This is a genomic window from Xanthomonas sp. F10, assembly GCF_014206815.1.
GTDB lineage: Bacteria > Pseudomonadota > Gammaproteobacteria > Xanthomonadales > Xanthomonadaceae > Xanthomonas_A > Xanthomonas_A indica.
Window position 1 is genome coordinate 247,744 of record NZ_JACHNP010000001.1, and the last position, 17,315, is coordinate 265,058.

The following is a 17,315-nucleotide window of genomic DNA, read 5'->3' on the forward strand; positions in this document are numbered from 1 at the left end:
TCATCACCGGCGTGGCCGCGGCGGGTGCCGCCGCTGCCGACGGGTCGGGCGTGGCGGACGCCGCCGGCGGCGCCGGCATCGCGTTCGGGCGCAGGTAGCCGGCCAGTTCGAACGCCACGTCCAGGCCGTTGCCGCTTTCGCCCGGCGAGAGCTGGTAGCGCTGCGCCATCACGTTGAGGTTGTCGATGAACAATGCCGGCGTGCCGCTCTCCAGCGCATGCAGCACGGCCGCCAGTTCCGGCGTGCCGCAGCGCAGGCGCACCTGCACCGCGACGCGGGTGAAGCGGTCGCTGCGGTTGTCGGCGGCCAGCGGCGAGCGGTTGCTGATCGCGCAGCTGCGGTTGCCGGGGCTGGCCGTGGCCACTGCGCTTTCCAGGCGCTGCACCAGGCCGGCCGAGGCCAGTTCGGCCGAGGTCTCGCGCAGGAAGCCCGGGCGCGTGGCCAGCTGGCGCTGCGCCTGCTGCAGCCGTTGCGCCACCTGCGGCGCCTGCTGCAACTGCATGCGCACGCGCAGTTCGCGCTGCTGCAGTTCCTGGATCTGCGTATCGACCTCGCGCATCGGCACGGTCCACCACGGATGCACCAGCACCAGGTAGCCCAGCGCCAGCGCCGCCAGCAGCAGGCCCAGCGCCAGCCAGCGGTCGCGCTTATCGACCTGCACCGGCATCGGCGGCCTCCTTGCGCTTGGTCCCGGCCAGTTCGGCGGTGAGGGTGAAACGGTCGCGGTGGCTGCCCGGGTCGGCCTGCAGCACGCCGGTCAGCGACGGCGTGCGCCACAGCGGCGAGCCTTCCAGGCGCCCGACCAGCGACGAGGCTTCGCTGCTGAGGCCGATCAACTGCAGCTGGTTGCCCTCGATCGAGAACTTCTCCAGATAGGTGCCCTCCGGCAGGCGCTTGCTCAGTTCGTTCCAGACCTCCACCGAGGCCGGGCGCTCGGCGCGCAACTGATCGAAGAAGGCGGCGCCTTCGACCAGGTCGACCAGTTGCTGGCGCTGCGCGGCGACCCCGCGCGCGCGCTGCGCGCCGCTGTCCACCTGCGTGCGCAGGTGCTCCAGCGCGTCGCGGCGGTTGTCCAGCAGCTGCCAGCCGGCCGCGCACAGCGCCAGCAGTGCGGTGGCGGCGAGGATCGCGTTCCAGCGCCGCATCGGGTCGGCGCGGCGATGACGCTGTTCCTGCGGCAGCAGATTCACCCCCAGCGGCGCGCCATCGCTGCCGGCGACGTCGATGCCGGCCAGGGTCGGGCGCAGCGCGCCGGCACTGGCCTGCAGGTCGTCCAGCACGCGGCGCGGGGCCACCACCAGTTCGGCCTCGAGCTGGGCGTCGTCGCGGCGGCCGTCGGCGCGCACGTCGTAGATCACCTGGTCGGCCTGGAACGGAGTCTGCCGGTCGATCTCGAACTTCACCACCTCGCGCAGGTGCTCGGCGGCCGCCGTCGGCAACCGCAGCCGCCGTTGCAGCGCCGCCTCGGCCGGCAGCAGCCACACCCGCGGCAACGCCGCCAGGCGCGGCCCCAGCAGCGCCTCCAGTTCGGCGGGCAGCAGCGGCCACGGCAGCGCCAGCGGCGCGCCCAGTTCGGACTCGACCTGCCGCGCCAGCATCAGCTGCTCGCCCTCGCGCCACAGCAGCAGCCGCGCCTGCGACCAGCCCAGCTGCAGTTGCCAGCGCGGCGGCAGCCACGCCATCAGCGAGCGCTGCCACCAGGCCAGCAGCCCGCCCGCACCGGGGGCGATGCGTACGCCAAGTTTGTCCATCGTGTCGCGCCACGCCGTCATCGCACCGTCGTTCCTTCTTCCCAACGCAACACAGTGTAGGCGGAGCCCGGCAGCGCCGACGAGCCTGGGCGCACCACCGCGCGCAACACGCCCTCGCGGCCATTGCCCAGCCGTGCCCGGCTTTCGATGCTGTAGGTGCCGCCCCCGCCCATGCCGACCATGCCGAGCTGGGTCTGGTCGGTGCGTTCGCGCTGCGCCAGCACCTGCTGCGCGTCCAGGCCGAGCGCGGTCAGCACCGGTCCCGGCGCGAAGTCCGGCGTCGGCCGCGACACCCCGCCGTACAGGGTCAGGTTGGGCAGCAACCTGGCGTACAGCTCCGGGTCCATGCCCAGCACCAGCTGCAGCTCGGCCAGGCTCTCGAACGGCGCGTCCTTGGCGCCGTAAGGCAAGCCAGCCGCAGCATAGTCCGGATCCTCGGCGCCGTTGGGCTGGGTCAGGTTGTCCGGATCGCGCCAGTCCACGATCGCCGCGGCGATGCGCTCGGCGCGCTGCGGATCCTCGCCGACCGCGCGCACCAGCGCCGCCAGCAGCGTGGCATCGGCCATGTTCAGATCGACCTTGCCGCTCTCGTCGGTGACGCGCAGGTCGACGGTGGCGCCTTCGTACTGCCAGCGGTAGCGCCGGCCGTCGGCACGCCAGCCCGGCTGCGTGGGCGTGCCGGCGAGCCGGGTCAGCGCGTATTCCAGGCCGGCGCGCGCGCGCTCCTGCGCCTCGGCGCCGTCGCCCAGCACCTTGCCCTGCAGGTTCTCGGTGCGCGCGGTCAGCGCGAAGGCGCCGATCAACGCGGTCAGCAGCGCGATCAGCCACAGCACCAGCACCAGCGCGGCGCCGCGGTCGCGACGCGACGCGCTCATTGCCGCATCTCCGCGCCGCCGGCCTGGCGCAGCGCCACCACCAGCGGCGGCCACGCGGTGCCGTCGCCGCTGCGCAATTCGATCGAGACCAGCAGCGGCAGCGTGTCGGTGCGTTCCCAGCGTTCCTGCCAGGGGCCGATGGTGCCGCGCTCCGGGTCCAGGCCGCGGTAGCGGAAGCGCACCTCGCGCAGGTCGCGCGCCAGCGGCTCGGGCGGGCGCGGCGGCGTCTCGGCCAGTTGCTTGCCGGCCTGCACCTGCACCAGCGCGATCGCCAGTTGTCGATGGTCGCCCTCGCCGCTGACCCGCAGGTCGTGCAGGTAGGGGCCGCCGCGGCCGAGGTAGTCGGGCAGATCGGCCACGAACTGCATGCGCTGCGGTTCGCCGACGAAGCGCACCGGCTGCAGGGTCTGCGTGTCGATGTCCAGCGGCAGCGACTGCGCGCCGCTCAGGCGGCGGCGCAGGAAACCCTCGACCGCGCGCATGCGTTCGCTGCGCCCGGCGATCGCCTCGCCGCGGCCGCTGATCGCCATCGCCGAGCGCAGCGTGGCGAAGGCCAGGGTCAGGCCGCCGACCAGCAACACCGTGGCCAGCAGCACTTCGATCAGGGTGAAGCCGCGCGCGGTGGCGCGGCGCGGCGCACGCCGGGTCATTGCGGCACCCCGGCGGCCTGCGGCGCGACCAGGCGCAGCGTCTTCCACTGCAGCGCCTGCGCCGGCGCATCGCCCCAGCGCACCTGCAGGGTCAGTTGCAGCAAGGTCGGCGCGCCGGGCACCACCGCGGCATCGGGCGGCCGCCGCGGGTCCGCGTAGGGCGCCACGTCCAGGGTCCAGCGGTAGTGGCCCTGGTCCAGGGTGCCCTGGCTGCGTCCCGGCTGCAGCGGCTGCTCCACGCCCTGCGCGGCCAGCAATGACTGCGCATACAGGGCGGCGCGGCTTAACTGGTCGGCACGCTGCACTTGGCGCGCCGCGCCGGACAGCGAACCGAGCAGCAGGGTCAGCGCCAGCGCCAGCAAGGCGAACGCCACGATCACCTCGATCAGGGTGTAGCCGCGCTGACGGTTCATGGCGCCGCCTGCTCCGGCGCACGCCCCACCGTGACCTCGCCGGTCAGCCAGGTCACGTCGATGCGCCAGCGCGCCTGCCGCGCCTGCAGCTCGATGCGCCCGCCGGTGGACGCGCCGTCCTCGAAGAACTGGATCGCGCCCTCGCCGTCGCGGCGCTGCGCCTGGCGTGCGCCGGTGAAGCGGATCGTCAGCGACGGCGGAATCTCGCCGTGGCGGCCGTTGGGCGCCTGCCAGCGGTGCGCCTGCGGGTCGATCAGGAAGCGCTGCGGCTGGCCGCTGGCGATCGCCTGGGTGCGGGTGTAGCGCAGTTGCGACGCGATCTCCTTGGCCGCCGAGCGCAGGCGCATGCCGTCGATGCCGCCGGTCAGCACCGAGGCCGCCAACAGCGCGGCGATCGCGATCAGGCCCACCACCAGCAGCATCTCCAGCAGCGACACGCCGCGCATGCGCGCACGCGCCGCCGGCACGCACGCCGGCGCGCCGAAGCGCAGCGCGCCGGCAGGGGCCCGGATCACGGCGCCGGATCACTCGTACTTGATGTCGGCGTCGTAACTGCTGCCGCCGGGCTGGCCATCCTTGCCCAGGCTGATCAGGTCGAACGGACGGCCTTCGCCGGGCACCTTGTATTCGATCGGGTGGCCCCAGGGGTCGTTCAGTTCGGCGGGCTTGGCGTAGGGGCCGAGCCAGCCGCTGACGCCGCCCGGCGCGGTGACCAGGTCGTCGAGCTTGGACGGCAGCTTGCCGGTATCGAGCTGGTAGTTGTCGACCTTGCCGGCCAGGGTCTGGATCTGCGACTTGGCCAGGTTGGCCTTGCCGCGGTCGGCGCCGCCGAGCACGCGGCTGCCGACCAGGGTCAGCACCGCGCCGATCAGCACGATGACGATGATGATTTCCAGCAGGCTCATGCCCGCCTGGCGTGCGGCGGACGGGGAACGGGTCAGGGAGCGGCGGAGAGTGCGCATTGCATCGGATCCTTGCGGTGGAAGACCTATGTAGCCGAACACGGTGACGATGGCAGCCGGTGCCGGCCGGCGGTACAGCGGCGCGTCACGCACGCCGTCACACCTGCCGCCGGAGGATCCGCGCCGCGCGCACGCACGGCCGCGGCCGGCGCGCGCGGCGCCGCTGGCAATGGGACAGAGGCGGCGGCCGAAGGTTCCCGCACGGGAACGCGCGGCGTCACAGTCCGCGGCAGTCGCCTGAGGCCCGGCCAAGGCCGGGCGTTCGGCGCCACATGCGCCATGGCGCGGTGCCCGGACGTGTCAGGCGAGGCCGCGGCCATCCATGGCGTCGCATTGCCGGCTCCGGATAGACCGGCCCGGCCATCCATGGCCGGGCGTTCGGCCATGCGCGAACCTGCGGTTCGCAAGCGCATGGCCTCACCCAATCGCATTGGTGAGGTCGTAGAGGGGGACGAGGACGGAGATGATCACCAGGCCGACCACCGAGGCCAGGACCAGGGTGATCGCCGGCACCATCGCCGCCAGCAGGCGGTCGATGGCCTGTGCGGTCTCCTGTTCGAAGGTGTCGGCGGTCTTCAGCAGCATGATGTCGAGCGCGCCCGATTCCTCGCCGACCTGGATCATCTGCAGCGCCAGGCGCGGGAAGCGCTTGCCCTTGGACAGCGAGGCCGACAGGCCGTGGCCGTTCTTGACGTCGTCCGCGGCGGCGCCGACGTCGGCGGTCAGCGCCAGGTTCGACAGCACGTTGCGGGAGATGCCCAGCGCCGCCAGCAGCGGCACGCCGTTGCGCAGCAAGGTGCCGAGCGTGCGGGTCAGGCGTGCGGTCTCCAGCCGCGAAATCAGCACGCCGACGAAGCGCTGGCGCAGCAGCCAGGCGTCGAAGCGGGCACGGAAGGCGGGATCGCGGCGCTTGCGATCCACCGCCAGGATGGTCACGCCCGGCACCACCAGCAGCACGATCCACCAGTCGCGCACGAACAGGCCCACGCTCAGCACCACCTGGGTGAACCACGGCAGGGCCACGTCCAGGCTCTCGTACATCTGCGCGAACTGCGGCACCACGTAGCCGAGCAGGAACAGCAGCGCGCAGCCGACCACGCTGACCAGGATCGCCGGGTAGATCAGCGCGTTGATCACCCGCCCGCGCAACTCGCGGCTGCGCTCCAGGTACTCGGCCAGGCGTTGCAGGGTGTCGTGCAGGCTGCCGCCGGCCTCGCCGGCGCGCACCATGTTGATGTACAGGCGCGAGAACAACCCGTGCTGGCGCTCCAGGGCGGTGGACAGCGGCGCGCCGCCGCGAACCGCATCGCGGATGTCGCCGACGGTACGCTTGGAGCGCTCGTCCTCGGGCAGCTCGAGCAGGATCGACAGCGCGCGATCCAGCGGCTGACCAGCGCCTAGCAGGGTCGCCAGCTGCTGGGTGAACTGCACCAGCGCCGCGCCGTCGAACGGCTTGGGCCGGAACAGCCCGCGCAGCGAGGTGCCGCCGCCCTCGGCGGCCAGCCTGGCCTGCATCGGCATGTGCCCCTGCTCCTGCAGGCGCAGCGCCACTTCCGCTTCGCTGGCGGCTTCCATCTGCCCTTCCAGGATCTCGCCGTGCGAGTCCAGGGCCTTGTAGCGATAGAGCGGCATCAGGTGCGGGACCCGGGACCCGGGACTCGGGACCCGGAAAACAGCAATGACGCATCGCGCGCGCACCGGCGCAAAGCGGCGAGCGAGCGGCAGGGTGCGACGAACCTGCGCGACAGCGACATCAGGTTTCCTCCGTCACGCGCAGCACTTCCTCGATCGTGGTCTGGCCGCTGAGCGCCTTGGCCAGGCCGTCCTCGTACATGGTGCGCATGCCGGCCTCGCGCGCCAGTTGCTCGATCTCACCCATGCCGGCGTGGCGCATCACCGCACGCCGCAGCACGTCGTTCATCACCAGGAATTCCATGATGGTGGTGCGGCCCACGTAGCCGGTCGGCGCGATCGCCGAAGGCCGCGGGCGGTACAGGAAAATCTCGCCTTCCGGCTGCAGCCGGCGCAGTTCGAACTTCTCGATCTCCTCCGGCGAAGCCGCATAACGCTCGGCATGGGTCGGCTCCAGCCGCCGCACCAGGCGCTGGGCGAGGATACCGTTGATGGTGGAGGTCAGCAGGTAGTCTTCCACGCCCATGTCGAGCAGGCGGGTGATGCCGCCGGCGGCGTTGTTGGTGTGCAGGGTGGACAGCACCAGGTGGCCGGTCAGCGCGGACTGGATGGCGATGCGCGCCGTCTCCAGGTCGCGCATTTCGCCGATCATGATGATGTCCGGGTCCTGGCGCACGATGCTGCGCAGCGCATGCGAGAAATCCAGGCCGATCTGCGGCTTGGCCTGGATCTGGTTGATGCCCTCGATCTGGTATTCGACCGGATCCTCAACGGTGATGATCTTGACGTCGGCGGTGTTGAGCTGGCTCAGCGCGGTGTACAGCGTGGTGGTCTTGCCCGAGCCGGTGGGGCCGGTGACCAGCAGGATGCCGTGCGGCTGCTCCAGCACCTTGCGGAACTGCGGCAGGAACGCGTCGGTGAAGCCGAGCCGATGGAAGTCGAACACCACGGTCTCGCGGTCGAGCAGACGCATCACCACGCTCTCGCCGTGCGCGGTGGGCACGGTGCTCACGCGCAGGTCCAGCTCCTTGCCCTGCACCCGCAGCATGATGCGGCCGTCCTGCGGCAGGCGGCGCTCGGCGATGTTGAGCTTGGCCATGATCTTGACGCGGCTGATCACCGCCGCGGTCAGGTTGGCCGGCGGGCTCTCGCCGTCGATCAGCACGCCGTCGACGCGGTAGCGCACTTTCAGCCGGCTCTCGAACGGCTCGATGTGGATATCCGAGGCGCGCAGTTCCACCGCGCGCTGGATCACCAGGTTGACCAGGCGGATCACCGGCGCCTCGGAAGCCAGGTCGCGCAGGTGCTCGATGTCGTCGGCGGCGACGCTGTCGCCGTCGGCGGTTTCCACGATCGCGCCCATCGCGCTGCGGCCCTGGCCGAACCAGCGCTCGATCAGGTCGTCGATCTCCGAGCGCAGGCCGACCCGCGGCAGCACCTGCAGGCCGGTGGCCAGGCGCACCGCGTCGGCGGCATAGGCATCGTGCGGATCGGCCATCCACAGTTCCAGCACCCCGTCGTGTTCGCCCAGCGGGCACACATGGAATTGCTTGAGGAAGCGCAGCGACAGCGGCTGCGCCTCGGGCAGGCTCTCCGGCGCGGTCGCCGGCAACTGCTTGGCGTCGAGCAGCGGCAGGCCCAGGACCTCGGCGCTGAGTTCGGCATGGTCGCGCTCGGAGACCAGGCCCAGGCGCGCCAGCAGCGCCAGCAGGCCGCCGCCGGACTCGCGCTGCAGTTGCCGCGCGCGCGCCAGGTCGCCGTCCTTGAGCCGGCCCTTGGCCAGCAGCGCCGCGATGATGCGGCTTTCGGGCGTCTCCACGGCGACGGCAGTGTCCTTCACGAGCGCATTCACGCGATCCCTCCCAGATGACCGTGCGACTTTAGCAGTTCGGCATGACCCGACGCCGAATCCGGCGCGCTCCCCCGTCGCTGTCTACCGAGAGGCAGGGGTGCCGGCACCGGCAGGCCCGCGGCGGTCATCTGCCTGACATCCTCGCAGGCGATGGTGACCTGTTAAGACGCGCCCACGCCCGCCGCACGGCGGGCCGGCACGGCGCTGTCCCCAGACGCAGGAAACCCGGCCGGAGCCGGGTTTCCTGGGACGACATGGCGCCTCCCTGCGCCGCGTGCGCTTACTGGCGTGCGACCAGGCTGACGCCGGTGTAGGTGCTCTCGCCGACCAGCTTGATGTAGTACGTGCCGGCCTGCGGCGCGGTGAAGCGCACCGTCTCGTTGTTGCCCGGGCGGGTCGACTTGGCGTCGGCATTGCCGATGCCCGGCTCCTTGCCGAAGCTCACGTACAACGACACGTTGCCGCTGCCGCCGTAGGTGAGGAAGCTCAGCACCGCACCGGCCTTGGCCTCGAAGCTGTACAGCGCCTCGTTGCCGGCGGCGCCGGCCAGGCCCGCCACCGCCACCTTGTTGGTCAGCGCGGTGGCCGTCGGCGCGCACTGCTCGGTGGCCGGATCGCACGACTCTTCCAGCGCCTTGTCCAGCGCGGCCTTGGCATCGACGATGCCGGTGCCGATCGGGGTGCTGGACGGGATCGACACCGGGAACGGACGCGCGGTCTGCTTGAGCAGGGTCTCCAGCGCAGCCGGGGTCAACGGCGCCTTGCCCGCGGCGATCAGGGCGCTCTGCACCAGCGCCGCCACCGCGGCCACGTGCGGCGAGGCCATCGAGGTGCCGCCCAGGCCCATATAGGTGTAGTTGCCGGAGGTCGGCGTGGTCGCACCGCTGTAGCCGTTCTGCCAGATGTAGCCGCCCGGGTTGCCGTCGACGCTGCCGCCGCCGCCGGGACCGGACAGGTCCACCTTGGCGCCATAGTTGGAGTAATAGGTAATGCCGCCGGTGATGCGGGTGGCGCCGACCGCGATCACGTTGTCGCAGCTGGCCGGGCTGAAGTTGGCGGCGTTGGCGGTGTTGTTGCCGGCGGCCACCACCACCGTGGTGCCGCGCGACACCGCGCCGTTGATCGCGTCCTGGGTGACGCTGTCGCAGGCGCCGCCGCCGCCCAGGCTCATGTTGATGATCTCGGCCGGGTTCTGGTTGGCCGGCACGCCGGATACGGTACCGCCCGAGGCCCAGATGATGGCGTCGGCGATGTCGGAGGTGTAGCCGCCGCACTTGCCGAGCACGCGCACCGGCAGCACGGTGGCGTTGGGCGCCACGCCGGCCATGCCGACGCCGTTGTTGGTCGCTTCGGCGACAGTGCCGGCGACATGGCTGCCGTGCCAGGAACTGTCGTCGGCGACGGAACCGGCGTAGCACTCGTTGTCGTTCTCGACCCAGTCGCCGTAGTCCAGCGCGCCCGGCACGCGCTCGTCGGTCGGACGCCGCGAGGTCGCCGCGTCGGAAATGAAGTCGTAGCCCTGCAGCAGGTTCACCGCCACGTCCGGATGGTTCGGCAGGATGCCGGTATCGAGCACCGCCACCACCACGCCGTCGCCCTTGGACACGTCCCACGCCGCCGGCGCGTTGATGCCGCCGGTGACGTTGCTGTAGTGCCACTGGTACTGCGCGTACAGAGGATCGTTGGGCACGAACTGCGGCTGCACCTGCGCCTTGGCGCGCAGCACCTCGACCGGCCGCAGCTTGGCGTCGACCTGCGCGTACTTCACCGCCGGGTCGGCGGCGATCTCGGCCACCACCTTGTCCAGGTCGGCCTTGCTCAGCTTGCCGGTCAGGCGGATCAGGTCCGCGCCGATGCCCAGGGTGCGCACGTACTCGGCACGCACGCTGGCCGCGGCCGCACGCGAGATGCCGTTGCCGCCGCCGAGGCTGGCGCGGCCCACCGCCGACTGCACCGCCGACAGCTTGGCGCTGCGGTCGCTGGCCGCGGCGGTGCCGGCGTTGTAGCGCACCAGGATGCGGTTGGAGGTCACCGCATCGGCCGGCGCGGACCTGCCCGGTTCCTTGACCGGCAGCGGCGCCGAAGCGCCGGCCGCGATCGCGCTCGAGGCTCCCAGCGACATCGCCAGCATGGCGGCGGCGATGGCATTGATACGAAGGTTTTGCTTGTCGATCACGTTGACGTCCTCTTCAAAGTTTCGTGGATCAGGCGACAGTTGCGGCCGTAAAAACTCCCTTTTTCGAATCCGTTGGCCGGCCCAGCCAAGGTCCTGTGGTCTGCCCCCTCAGGCCATTGCGTGGCGGACGGCGGCACGCGCCGCCGTCCGCAATGGATCACCAGCCGAAACCGGCACCGATGCCGATGGAGCTGTCGTCGCTGCTGAAGGCACCGCCGATGGTCACGGTGGCGCGGTCGCTGAAGGCGCGCTGGTAGCCCACCGACAACGCCGACTCGCCGTTCTGGAAGCCGATGCCGGCGCCGACCCGGTTCTGGGTGCGGATGCCGGCGGCGCTGGTGGCCATGTTGAGCATGGCCGCGCTCATCGCGCCCTGGCGGTCGATGCGACGGTCCTGGTCGCGCAACCGCGCATCGACGTCGCCGCGCAGCACCTCGAAGCTGTCGGCCATGGTGCCGAAGCGCGCATCGGTGTACGACTTGGCCGTGGCCACACCGTTGTCGAGCTGGCTCTTGTTGACCGCATCGGTGGCCTGGGTGCCGGCGGCAACGTTGGCGAGCTGGCGCTCGTTGCCGGCGCTGCCGATCGAGACCGTCTGCGCGCGATCGGCGACAGACCCCTGCCCCAGTGCCACCGCGCCCTGCGCCGTGGCGCTGGCGCCCTGGCCGAGGGCGGTGCCCGAGGCCGCGCTGACGCTGGCGCCCTCGCCCATCGCCACCGCGTTGGTCGCTACCGCCGCGATGTGGCTGTTGGCGCCCACCGCGGTGCTGCCGTCGGCGTTGACCTTGGCATTGCTGCCGATCGCGGTGTCGTTCGCGCCATGCGCATACGCGCTGCCGCCGATCGCGGTACCGGTGGCGTCGTTGGCGCGTGCGGCGGTGCCGACCGCGGTGGCGCTGGAGGCCACCGCCGTGCTTTCGCCGACCTGTGCGGTGCCGATGCTGCCGGACACCGACGCGGTCGTGGCCGTCGCCGCGGTCGCCGCTGTCTCGGTCGCAGTCCCCGGCGCCGCTTCGGTAGCCTGCGCGGCCACCGCACTGGCGCCGACCATGCGCGCGCTGCGTGCCGCGGTGGCGCTGCCGCCGCTGCGCGCATCCAGTTCGCTGACCTTGCCGTCCAGCGCCGCCAGCGCCGCGCCGACGTTGTTGTAGCTGGCGCCCTGGATCACGTAGGTCGGCGCCACGAACACCCCTTGCGCGCCGAGCCCGGCGCCGCCGCCCAGGAACGTCGCCATGTTGCTCAGCGACTGGTACAGCTGGCCGCCGTTGATCGCCTCGGTGCTGCCGGCGGCGACGCTGCCGGCGGTCAGGTTGACGATGCGCCGGGTGGCCGGACCGCCGCGGCCGTTGCCGCTGCCCAGCGACACGGTGTCGGCCTCGTACACCCGCGAGCCGGCACCGAGCGCGACCGCGTTGTCCGCGGAGACGCCGGCATTGGCGCCGAGCGCGACGCCGTTGCTACCGCTGTTGCGGACGAAGCTGTTGTAGCCCATCGCCACGCCGTTCTCGCCGATCGCATTGGTCTGCAGGCCGATCGCGGTGCTGCGCGCACCGGTCGCCGAGCTGCCGGCACCGCTGGCGGTGGCCCCGGCGCCGGCGGCGACGGCACCCACGCCCAGCGCGGAACTGCGCAGGCCGCTGGCGGTGGCGCCGGCACCGGCCGCCGTGCTGTCCACGCCGCTGGCGCTGGCCACCGCGGTGCCGGAACTCTGGAAGCGCGCGCTGGTGTCGCCGGCGGCGGTGGCCACCGCGTCCAGCTGCGCCTTGTTCACCGCATCGGTGGCGTTGACCGCCGCGCCGACGTTGGTGATGCGGCGCGTGGCCGGCGCGCTGACGCCGTTGCCGCCGCCCACCGACACCACGTTGGCTTCGCTGGTGCGCGCGCCCGAGCCCAGGGCGACGCTGCCGGCGCCGCTGGCCGAGGCGTTGATGCCCAGCGCCGTGGCATTGGTGCCGCCGTAGGCGAAGGCGTTCTGGCCGATCGCGGTGCCGCCCTGCGCGGTGGCCCAGGCGAACTGGCCGACGGAGGTGGTCTGCGCCGCGGTGGCCCAGGCCGAGGCACCGAGCGCGGTCGCGTCCTCGCCGGTGGCGCGGGCGCTGTAGCCCAACGCCGCGGCATACGCGCCGGACGCGGTGCTGCCCCAGCCCAGCGCCGAGGCGTAGTTGCCCGCCGCCGCCGCGCCGTAGCCGAACGCGCTGGTGCGGGTGCCGCTGGCGGTGCTGAAGGCACCGACCGCGGTGCTGTAGTCGCTGCCGGCGGTGGCCTTGTAGCCGTCGGCGGTGGCCTGCAGCCCGCTGGCGATGGCGCCGGCACCGCTGGCGCTGCTGAACGTGCCGCTGGCCTGCGCGCCCGCGCCCAGCGCGGTGGCGCCGGCGGCGCTGGCGGTGGTGGTGCCGTCGAGCAGCACATTGCCGTTCGCATCGGTGTAGTACAGCGAGCCGCCGATCGCGGTGCTGGATTCGCCGGTGGCGGTGGCGTTGTAGCCGGACGCGGTGGCATAGCGGGCGCCGGCCAGCGCGCCGCTGCCGAACGCCGAGGCACCGGTGCCGTAGGCGTTGCTGGCCTCGCCGGCGGCGGTGGCGTAGGTACCTTCCACGTAGCTGCCGACATCGTCGGCCGGATCGCTGCCGCCGCTGGCCTTGAACTGCTTGCCGGTGGCATCGGCGGACTGCTTCACCGCCTCCAGCTGGGCGACGTTGACCGCGTCGGTGGCCTCGGTCCCGGCGGCGACGCTGGTGATCTGCCGCTCTTTGCCGGCGCTGCCCACCGAGACGGTGTTGTCGCGCGCCGCCTCGGAGTTCGCACCCAGGGCCACGCTGTTGACGCCGGACGCATACGCGCCGTAGCCGAACGCACTGGCGCTGTCGGCGCTGGCATAGCTGAGGCTGCCGAGCGCGCTGCTGAAGTCGGCGGTGGCGCCGGCGCCGGCGCCGAACGCGGCGCTGTTGGCGCCCGAGGCCTCGGCCGGGATCAGGCCGAAGAACGAGGTACCGCCGACCGCCACGCTTTCCTCGCCGGAGGCCACGCTGTACTCGCCCACCGCGACGCTGCTGCTGCCGGAGGCGGTGGAGGACACGCCGACCGCGGTGCCGTAGCTGCCGGAGGCCAGCGCGCCATAGCCCAGTGCCGAGGACAGGTAGCCGGTCGCCTCGCTGTAGCCGCCCAGCGCGGTGGCGCCGGTGCCCGAGGCGGTGCTGCGGAAGCCGGTGGCCGTGGCCTGGTTGTCCGAGGCCACCGCTTCGTTGCCGGTGGCGGTGGAATAGGTGCCGCTGGCCTGCGCCCCGGCGCCGCTGGCGGTGGCGCCGGTCTCGCTGGCCTGGGCATTGCTGCCGATGGCGATGCTGTTCTCGCCCGCCGCCTGGCTGGCATTGCCCAGCGCGACCGCATCGACGCCGCTGGAGACGGCGTTGAAGCCGATCGCGGTCGCCCCGGCGGCCACCGCATTGGCGCCGCCGCCGAGCGCGGTGGCGCCGTCGGCGGTGGCGTTGGCCGCCTCGCCGGCGGCCAGCGCGTTGTCGCCATCGACCAGCGCGCCGGCATCGCTGTCGGCGCTGCCGCTGGCCTGGAAGTACTTGCTGGTGGTCGCTGCCGCCTGCTTCACCGCGTCCAGCTGGGCGACGTTGACCGCATCGGTGGCCTCGGTGCCGGCAGCGACATTGGTGATCTGCCGCTCCTGGCCGGCACTGCCCACCGACACGCTGTAGGCGCGGTCGGCGACCGCTCCGGCGCCCAGCGCCACCGCGTTCGCGGCGGTGGCCTCGCTGCCGGCGCCGAGGCTGATCGCGCTTTCCGCATCGGCCACGGTGTTGGTGCCGATGGCAATGGTATTGACCTGGTTGCCCAGCGCCTGGAAGCCCAGCGCCACGCTGTAGTTGCCGTAGCCGAAGGCGCCGCGGCCGACCGCGGTGGCGCTCAGCCCCGGCGCCCAGCTGTCGAAGCCGATCGAGGTGGCGCCGCTGCCGCTGGCCCACGCCCCGGTGCCGAACGCCGAAGCATTGGTGCCGGTGGCCCAGGCCGAGGTGCCGAACGCCGAGGCGCCATCGGCCGTGGCCCAGGCGTAGGCGCCGACCGCACTGGCGTCCTCGCCGCTGGCCCAGGCATTGTCGCCCTGCGCCAGGCTGTAGTTGCCGGTCGCACGCGCCTTGTAGCCGCCGGCGGTGCTGTGGTCGCCGGTGGCCTGCGCACCGTAGCCGGTGGCGGTGGCGACACTGCCGGTGGCCTGCGCGCCCGCACCGAGCGCGGTGGCGTTCTCGCCGGCATTGGCGCCGACCAGCACCGGCTTGCCGTCGGCATCGACGATCGGCTGGTTGTACTGGTCGTAGGCCTGGCCGCGGCCGCCGATGGCGGTGCCGCCGGTGCCGCTGGCGCTGCTGCCGTTGCCCAGCGCCACCGCGTCATCGCCCATCGCCGCCGCGCCGCTGCCGAACGCTGCCGCACCGGCGCCGTAGGCATTGGCCGCATCCCCGGCGGCCAGCGCGCCCTCGCCGTCGGCATAGGCGCCGACTGCGCCGCTGCCGCCATGGGCGAAGAACTTGGAGGTGCCTTCGGCGGTGGCGCGCACCGCATCCAGCTGCGCGAGGTTGACCGCATCGGTGGACTGCGTGCCCGCGGCGACGTTGACGACCTGCCGCTCGCTGCCGGCATCGCCGACCGACACCGTGTTGGCGCGGCGCGCCACCGAGTTGGCGCCCAGCGCCACGCTGTCGGCAGCAAATGCGGTGCTGTAGTAGCCGAGCGCGGTGCTGTTGGCGCCGCTGGCCCAGGACTGCGCACCCACCGCGCTGGCGAAGTCGCCCGGCGCGTAGGCGAAGTAGCCCAGCGCCGTGCTCTGCAGGCCGGAGGCCTCGGTCATGCTGCCGTTGGCGGTGGATTCGTCGCCCGAGGCGATCGCGCCGGCGCCGAACGCGGCAGCATTGGCTCCGCTGGCCTGGGTCTGCACGAACAGGCCCAGGCCCGGGATCAGATCGGCCGGACCGCCGACCGCCACGCTGCTGGTACCGGTGGCTACACTCTGCGTGCCGACCGCGGTGGCGTAGTCGCCGGTGGCATTGGCCACCGCACCGAAGGCCGATGCTTGCGCGCCGCCGGCGTAGGCGCCCACGCCCACCGCCGAGGCGGCGAACCCACCGGCATCGGCGCTGGCACCCAGCGCGGTGCCGCCGACCCCGGCGCTGGTGGCACCGGTATCCACCGCCACCCCGCTCTTGGTGATCAGCGGCTCGCCATTGGCGTCCACCGCCACGCCACCCACCGCCACCGCCGCCGGCCCGGTGGCCTGCGCGTTGGTGCCGAAGGCGGCGCTGTTCTGTCCGGCCGCGACCGCGCCGCTGCCCACCGCGGTGGCGCCGCTGTTGAGCGCGTCGGCACCCGCGCCGAGCGCGGTGCTGCCGTTGCCGATGGCATTGGCGGCCTCGCCGGCGGCCAATGCGTCGTCGCCTTCGACGTAGGCGCCGGCATCGCTGTTGCCGGCGCTGGCCTGCAGGTACTTGCCGGCCTCCTGCAACTGCGCCACGTTGACCGCATCGGTGGCCTCGGTGCCGGCGGCGACGCTGGTGATCTGCCGGGTCAGGCCGTTGGCCACGTCGCCGACCGACACGCTGTTGTCGCGTGCGGCATAGGAGTGCGCGCCGAGCGCGACCGCATTGGTCGGCGCCTGCTCGCGCGCGTCGTCGAGCCAAGTGCTGACCCGCGCGCCGTAGCCGATCGCGGTGGCGTCGCTGCCATTGGCCTGGCTGTCGGTGCCGAGCGCGGTGCCGTTGCTGTTGAAGGTCGAGGTCACCGCACGTGCACCCAATGCGACGCTGTCGGCGTTCCAGGCGGTGGCCTTGTAGCCCAGCGCGATGCCGCCGTCGCCGGAGGCCAGCGCGTAGCTGCCCAGCGACACCGTGCGCGGCGCGAACGAGCCGGCGCTGTGGCCGATCGCCACCGAATCGACGTTGCCCGGCAGGTTCGGGAACACGTTGGCGTTGTAGCCAAGCGCGATCGCGTAGTCGGACTGGCTCTGCGCGCCGGCGCCCAGGGCGATGCCGCCGACGCCGGTGGCGGCGGCGATGCCCATGCTGTTGCCGGCGCTGGCCGCGGCGGTGCTGACGCCACCCACGGCGACGCTGTCGGTGCCGCTGGCCAGCGCGTTCATGCCTACCGCCACCGTGCTGGTGGCGGTGGCGCGCGCGCCGATGCCCATCGCCGTGGCGTAATCGCCGGCGGCGCGGGAACTGTAGCCCACCGCCGTGCCCAGGTCGCCGGCCACTTCCGACAGGCCGCCGACCGCGGTGGCGCCGTCGTTGAAGGTCTGCGCGTGATAGCCCAGCGCGGTGCTCTGCACGCCGCTGGCCGAGGTGCCGGTGCCGACCGCGGTGGTCAGCGCATCCAGCGCCTGCGCGCCGCCGCCGACCGCGGTCGCGGCCACGCCCAGGGCCTTGGTGGTCTGCTCGCGGCTGCCGACGATGAAGCCGTCCGCGTCGTACTCGTACACCGTCGCGGTGCTGCCGATCGCGGTGGCCGAGGTGCCGGCCGCGGTGGCATCGGTGCCGACCGCGCTGGCGTGGTCGCCGCTGGCGACCGCGCCGCTGCCCAGCGCCGAGGCGCCGAGGCCGGCGGCGGTGCTGGTGGAACCCAGTGCGGTGGTGTAGTCGCCATCGGCCAGCGCATCGGCGCCGGCGGCGGTGGCCTGCTGGCCCTGCGCCAGCGCGATGCCGTCGCCGCTGCCGGCGAACAGCCGCGCGGTGCCGTCGGCCACCTGCTTGACCGCGTCGAGCTGGTCCAGGTTCACCGCATCGGTGCCCTCGGTGCCAGCGGCGACGTTGGCGATCTGCCGCTCCTTGCCGGCAGTGCCGACTGAGACGGTATTGGCGCGCTCGGCGACCGATCCCTGGCCGAGCGCGACGCTGCCGCTGGCCGCGGCCTTGGCGCCATAGCCCAGCGCGGTGGAGTCGTCGGCCTGCGCCCAGGACGCGGCGCCGAACGCGGCGCTGGAGGCGCCGTCGGCCGAACTCAACCAGCCG

The 17,315-nt window shown here is 72.8% G+C and carries 10 protein-coding genes and 1 pseudogene; all 11 read right to left on the minus strand.

The genetic code is table 11. From position 1 onward, the window contains the following. Positions 1-22: 22 nt before the first annotated feature. A pseudogene (gene gspM, locus FHR56_RS01100) lies at positions 23-667 on the minus strand (type II secretion system protein GspM); the annotation flags it as partial. Beyond that, the gene (locus FHR56_RS01105) at positions 648-1,772 is read right to left on the minus strand and encodes a PilN domain-containing protein (protein WP_160948304.1); all 1,125 of its coding nucleotides are present in this window, start codon (positions 1,770-1,772) and stop codon (positions 648-650) included. The gene FHR56_RS01105 and the pseudogene gspM, both read right to left, overlap by 20 nt. Continuing rightward, a complete protein-coding gene (locus tag FHR56_RS01110) occupies positions 1,769-2,626 on the minus strand; it encodes a type II secretion system protein GspK (protein ID WP_160948305.1) in 858 nt (285 codons plus the stop codon). The genes FHR56_RS01105 and FHR56_RS01110 overlap by 4 nt, the downstream gene beginning before the upstream one ends. After that, positions 2,623-3,276: a type II secretion system protein J gene (locus FHR56_RS01115; protein WP_160948306.1), complete on the minus strand. Its 654-nt coding sequence runs from the start codon at positions 3,274-3,276 to the stop codon at positions 2,623-2,625. The genes FHR56_RS01110 and FHR56_RS01115 overlap by 4 nt, the downstream gene beginning before the upstream one ends. Then, positions 3,273-3,689 carry a prepilin-type N-terminal cleavage/methylation domain-containing protein gene (locus tag FHR56_RS01120; protein ID WP_160948307.1) on the minus strand — a complete coding sequence of 139 codons (417 nt, stop codon included), beginning with the start codon at positions 3,687-3,689 and terminating at the stop codon, positions 3,273-3,275. The genes FHR56_RS01115 and FHR56_RS01120 overlap by 4 nt, the downstream gene beginning before the upstream one ends. Further along, positions 3,686-4,135, minus strand: a complete 450-nt coding sequence (locus FHR56_RS01125; RefSeq protein ID WP_237473368.1) for a GspH/FimT family pseudopilin — start codon at positions 4,133-4,135, stop codon at positions 3,686-3,688. Before FHR56_RS01125 ends, FHR56_RS01120 begins: the two co-directional genes overlap by 4 nt. Positions 4,136-4,213: 78 nt before the next feature. Beyond that, positions 4,214-4,651 carry a type II secretion system major pseudopilin GspG gene (gene gspG, locus FHR56_RS01130; RefSeq protein ID WP_026143220.1) on the minus strand — a complete coding sequence of 146 codons (438 nt, stop codon included), beginning with the start codon at positions 4,649-4,651 and terminating at the stop codon, positions 4,214-4,216. 417 nt (positions 4,652-5,068) lie between these two features. Next, complete coding sequence (locus tag FHR56_RS01135; RefSeq protein ID WP_160948309.1) at positions 5,069-6,283, minus strand: type II secretion system F family protein; 1,215 nt, start codon at positions 6,281-6,283, stop codon at positions 5,069-5,071. A gap of 121 nt (positions 6,284-6,404) precedes the next feature. Further along, positions 6,405-8,135: a type II secretion system ATPase GspE gene (gene gspE, locus FHR56_RS01140; RefSeq protein ID WP_160948310.1), complete on the minus strand. Its 1,731-nt coding sequence runs from the start codon at positions 8,133-8,135 to the stop codon at positions 6,405-6,407. 280 nt (positions 8,136-8,415) lie between these two features. Then, on the minus strand, positions 8,416-10,311 hold the full coding sequence (locus tag FHR56_RS01145; RefSeq protein ID WP_160948311.1) for a S8 family peptidase: 1,896 nt from the start codon (positions 10,309-10,311) through the stop codon (positions 8,416-8,418). 157 nt (positions 10,312-10,468) lie between these two features. Beyond that, positions 10,469-17,308 carry a hypothetical protein gene (locus FHR56_RS01150; RefSeq protein WP_343160774.1) on the minus strand — a complete coding sequence of 2,280 codons (6,840 nt, stop codon included), beginning with the start codon at positions 17,306-17,308 and terminating at the stop codon, positions 10,469-10,471. Positions 17,309-17,315 lie beyond the last annotated feature (7 nt).

Excerpts from the sequence above, each read along its gene's own strand:
- gspG (WP_026143220.1), bottom strand. The coding sequence starts at position 4,651 with ATGCGCACTCTCCGCCGCTCCCTGACCCGTTCCCCGTCCGCCGCACGC.
- FHR56_RS01135 (WP_160948309.1), bottom strand. The coding sequence starts at position 6,283 with ATGCCGCTCTATCGCTACAAGGCCCTGGACTCGCACGGCGAGATCCTG.
- FHR56_RS01115 (WP_160948306.1), bottom strand. The coding sequence starts at position 3,276 with ATGACCCGGCGTGCGCCGCGCCGCGCCACCGCGCGCGGCTTCACCCTG.
- FHR56_RS01110 (WP_160948305.1), bottom strand. The coding sequence starts at position 2,626 with ATGAGCGCGTCGCGTCGCGACCGCGGCGCCGCGCTGGTGCTGGTGCTG.
- FHR56_RS01125 (WP_237473368.1), bottom strand. The coding sequence starts at position 4,135 with ATGCGCGGCGTGTCGCTGCTGGAGATGCTGCTGGTGGTGGGCCTGATC.
- FHR56_RS01120 (WP_160948307.1), bottom strand. The coding sequence starts at position 3,689 with ATGAACCGTCAGCGCGGCTACACCCTGATCGAGGTGATCGTGGCGTTC.
- FHR56_RS01105 (WP_160948304.1), bottom strand. The coding sequence starts at position 1,772 with ATGACGGCGTGGCGCGACACGATGGACAAACTTGGCGTACGCATCGCC.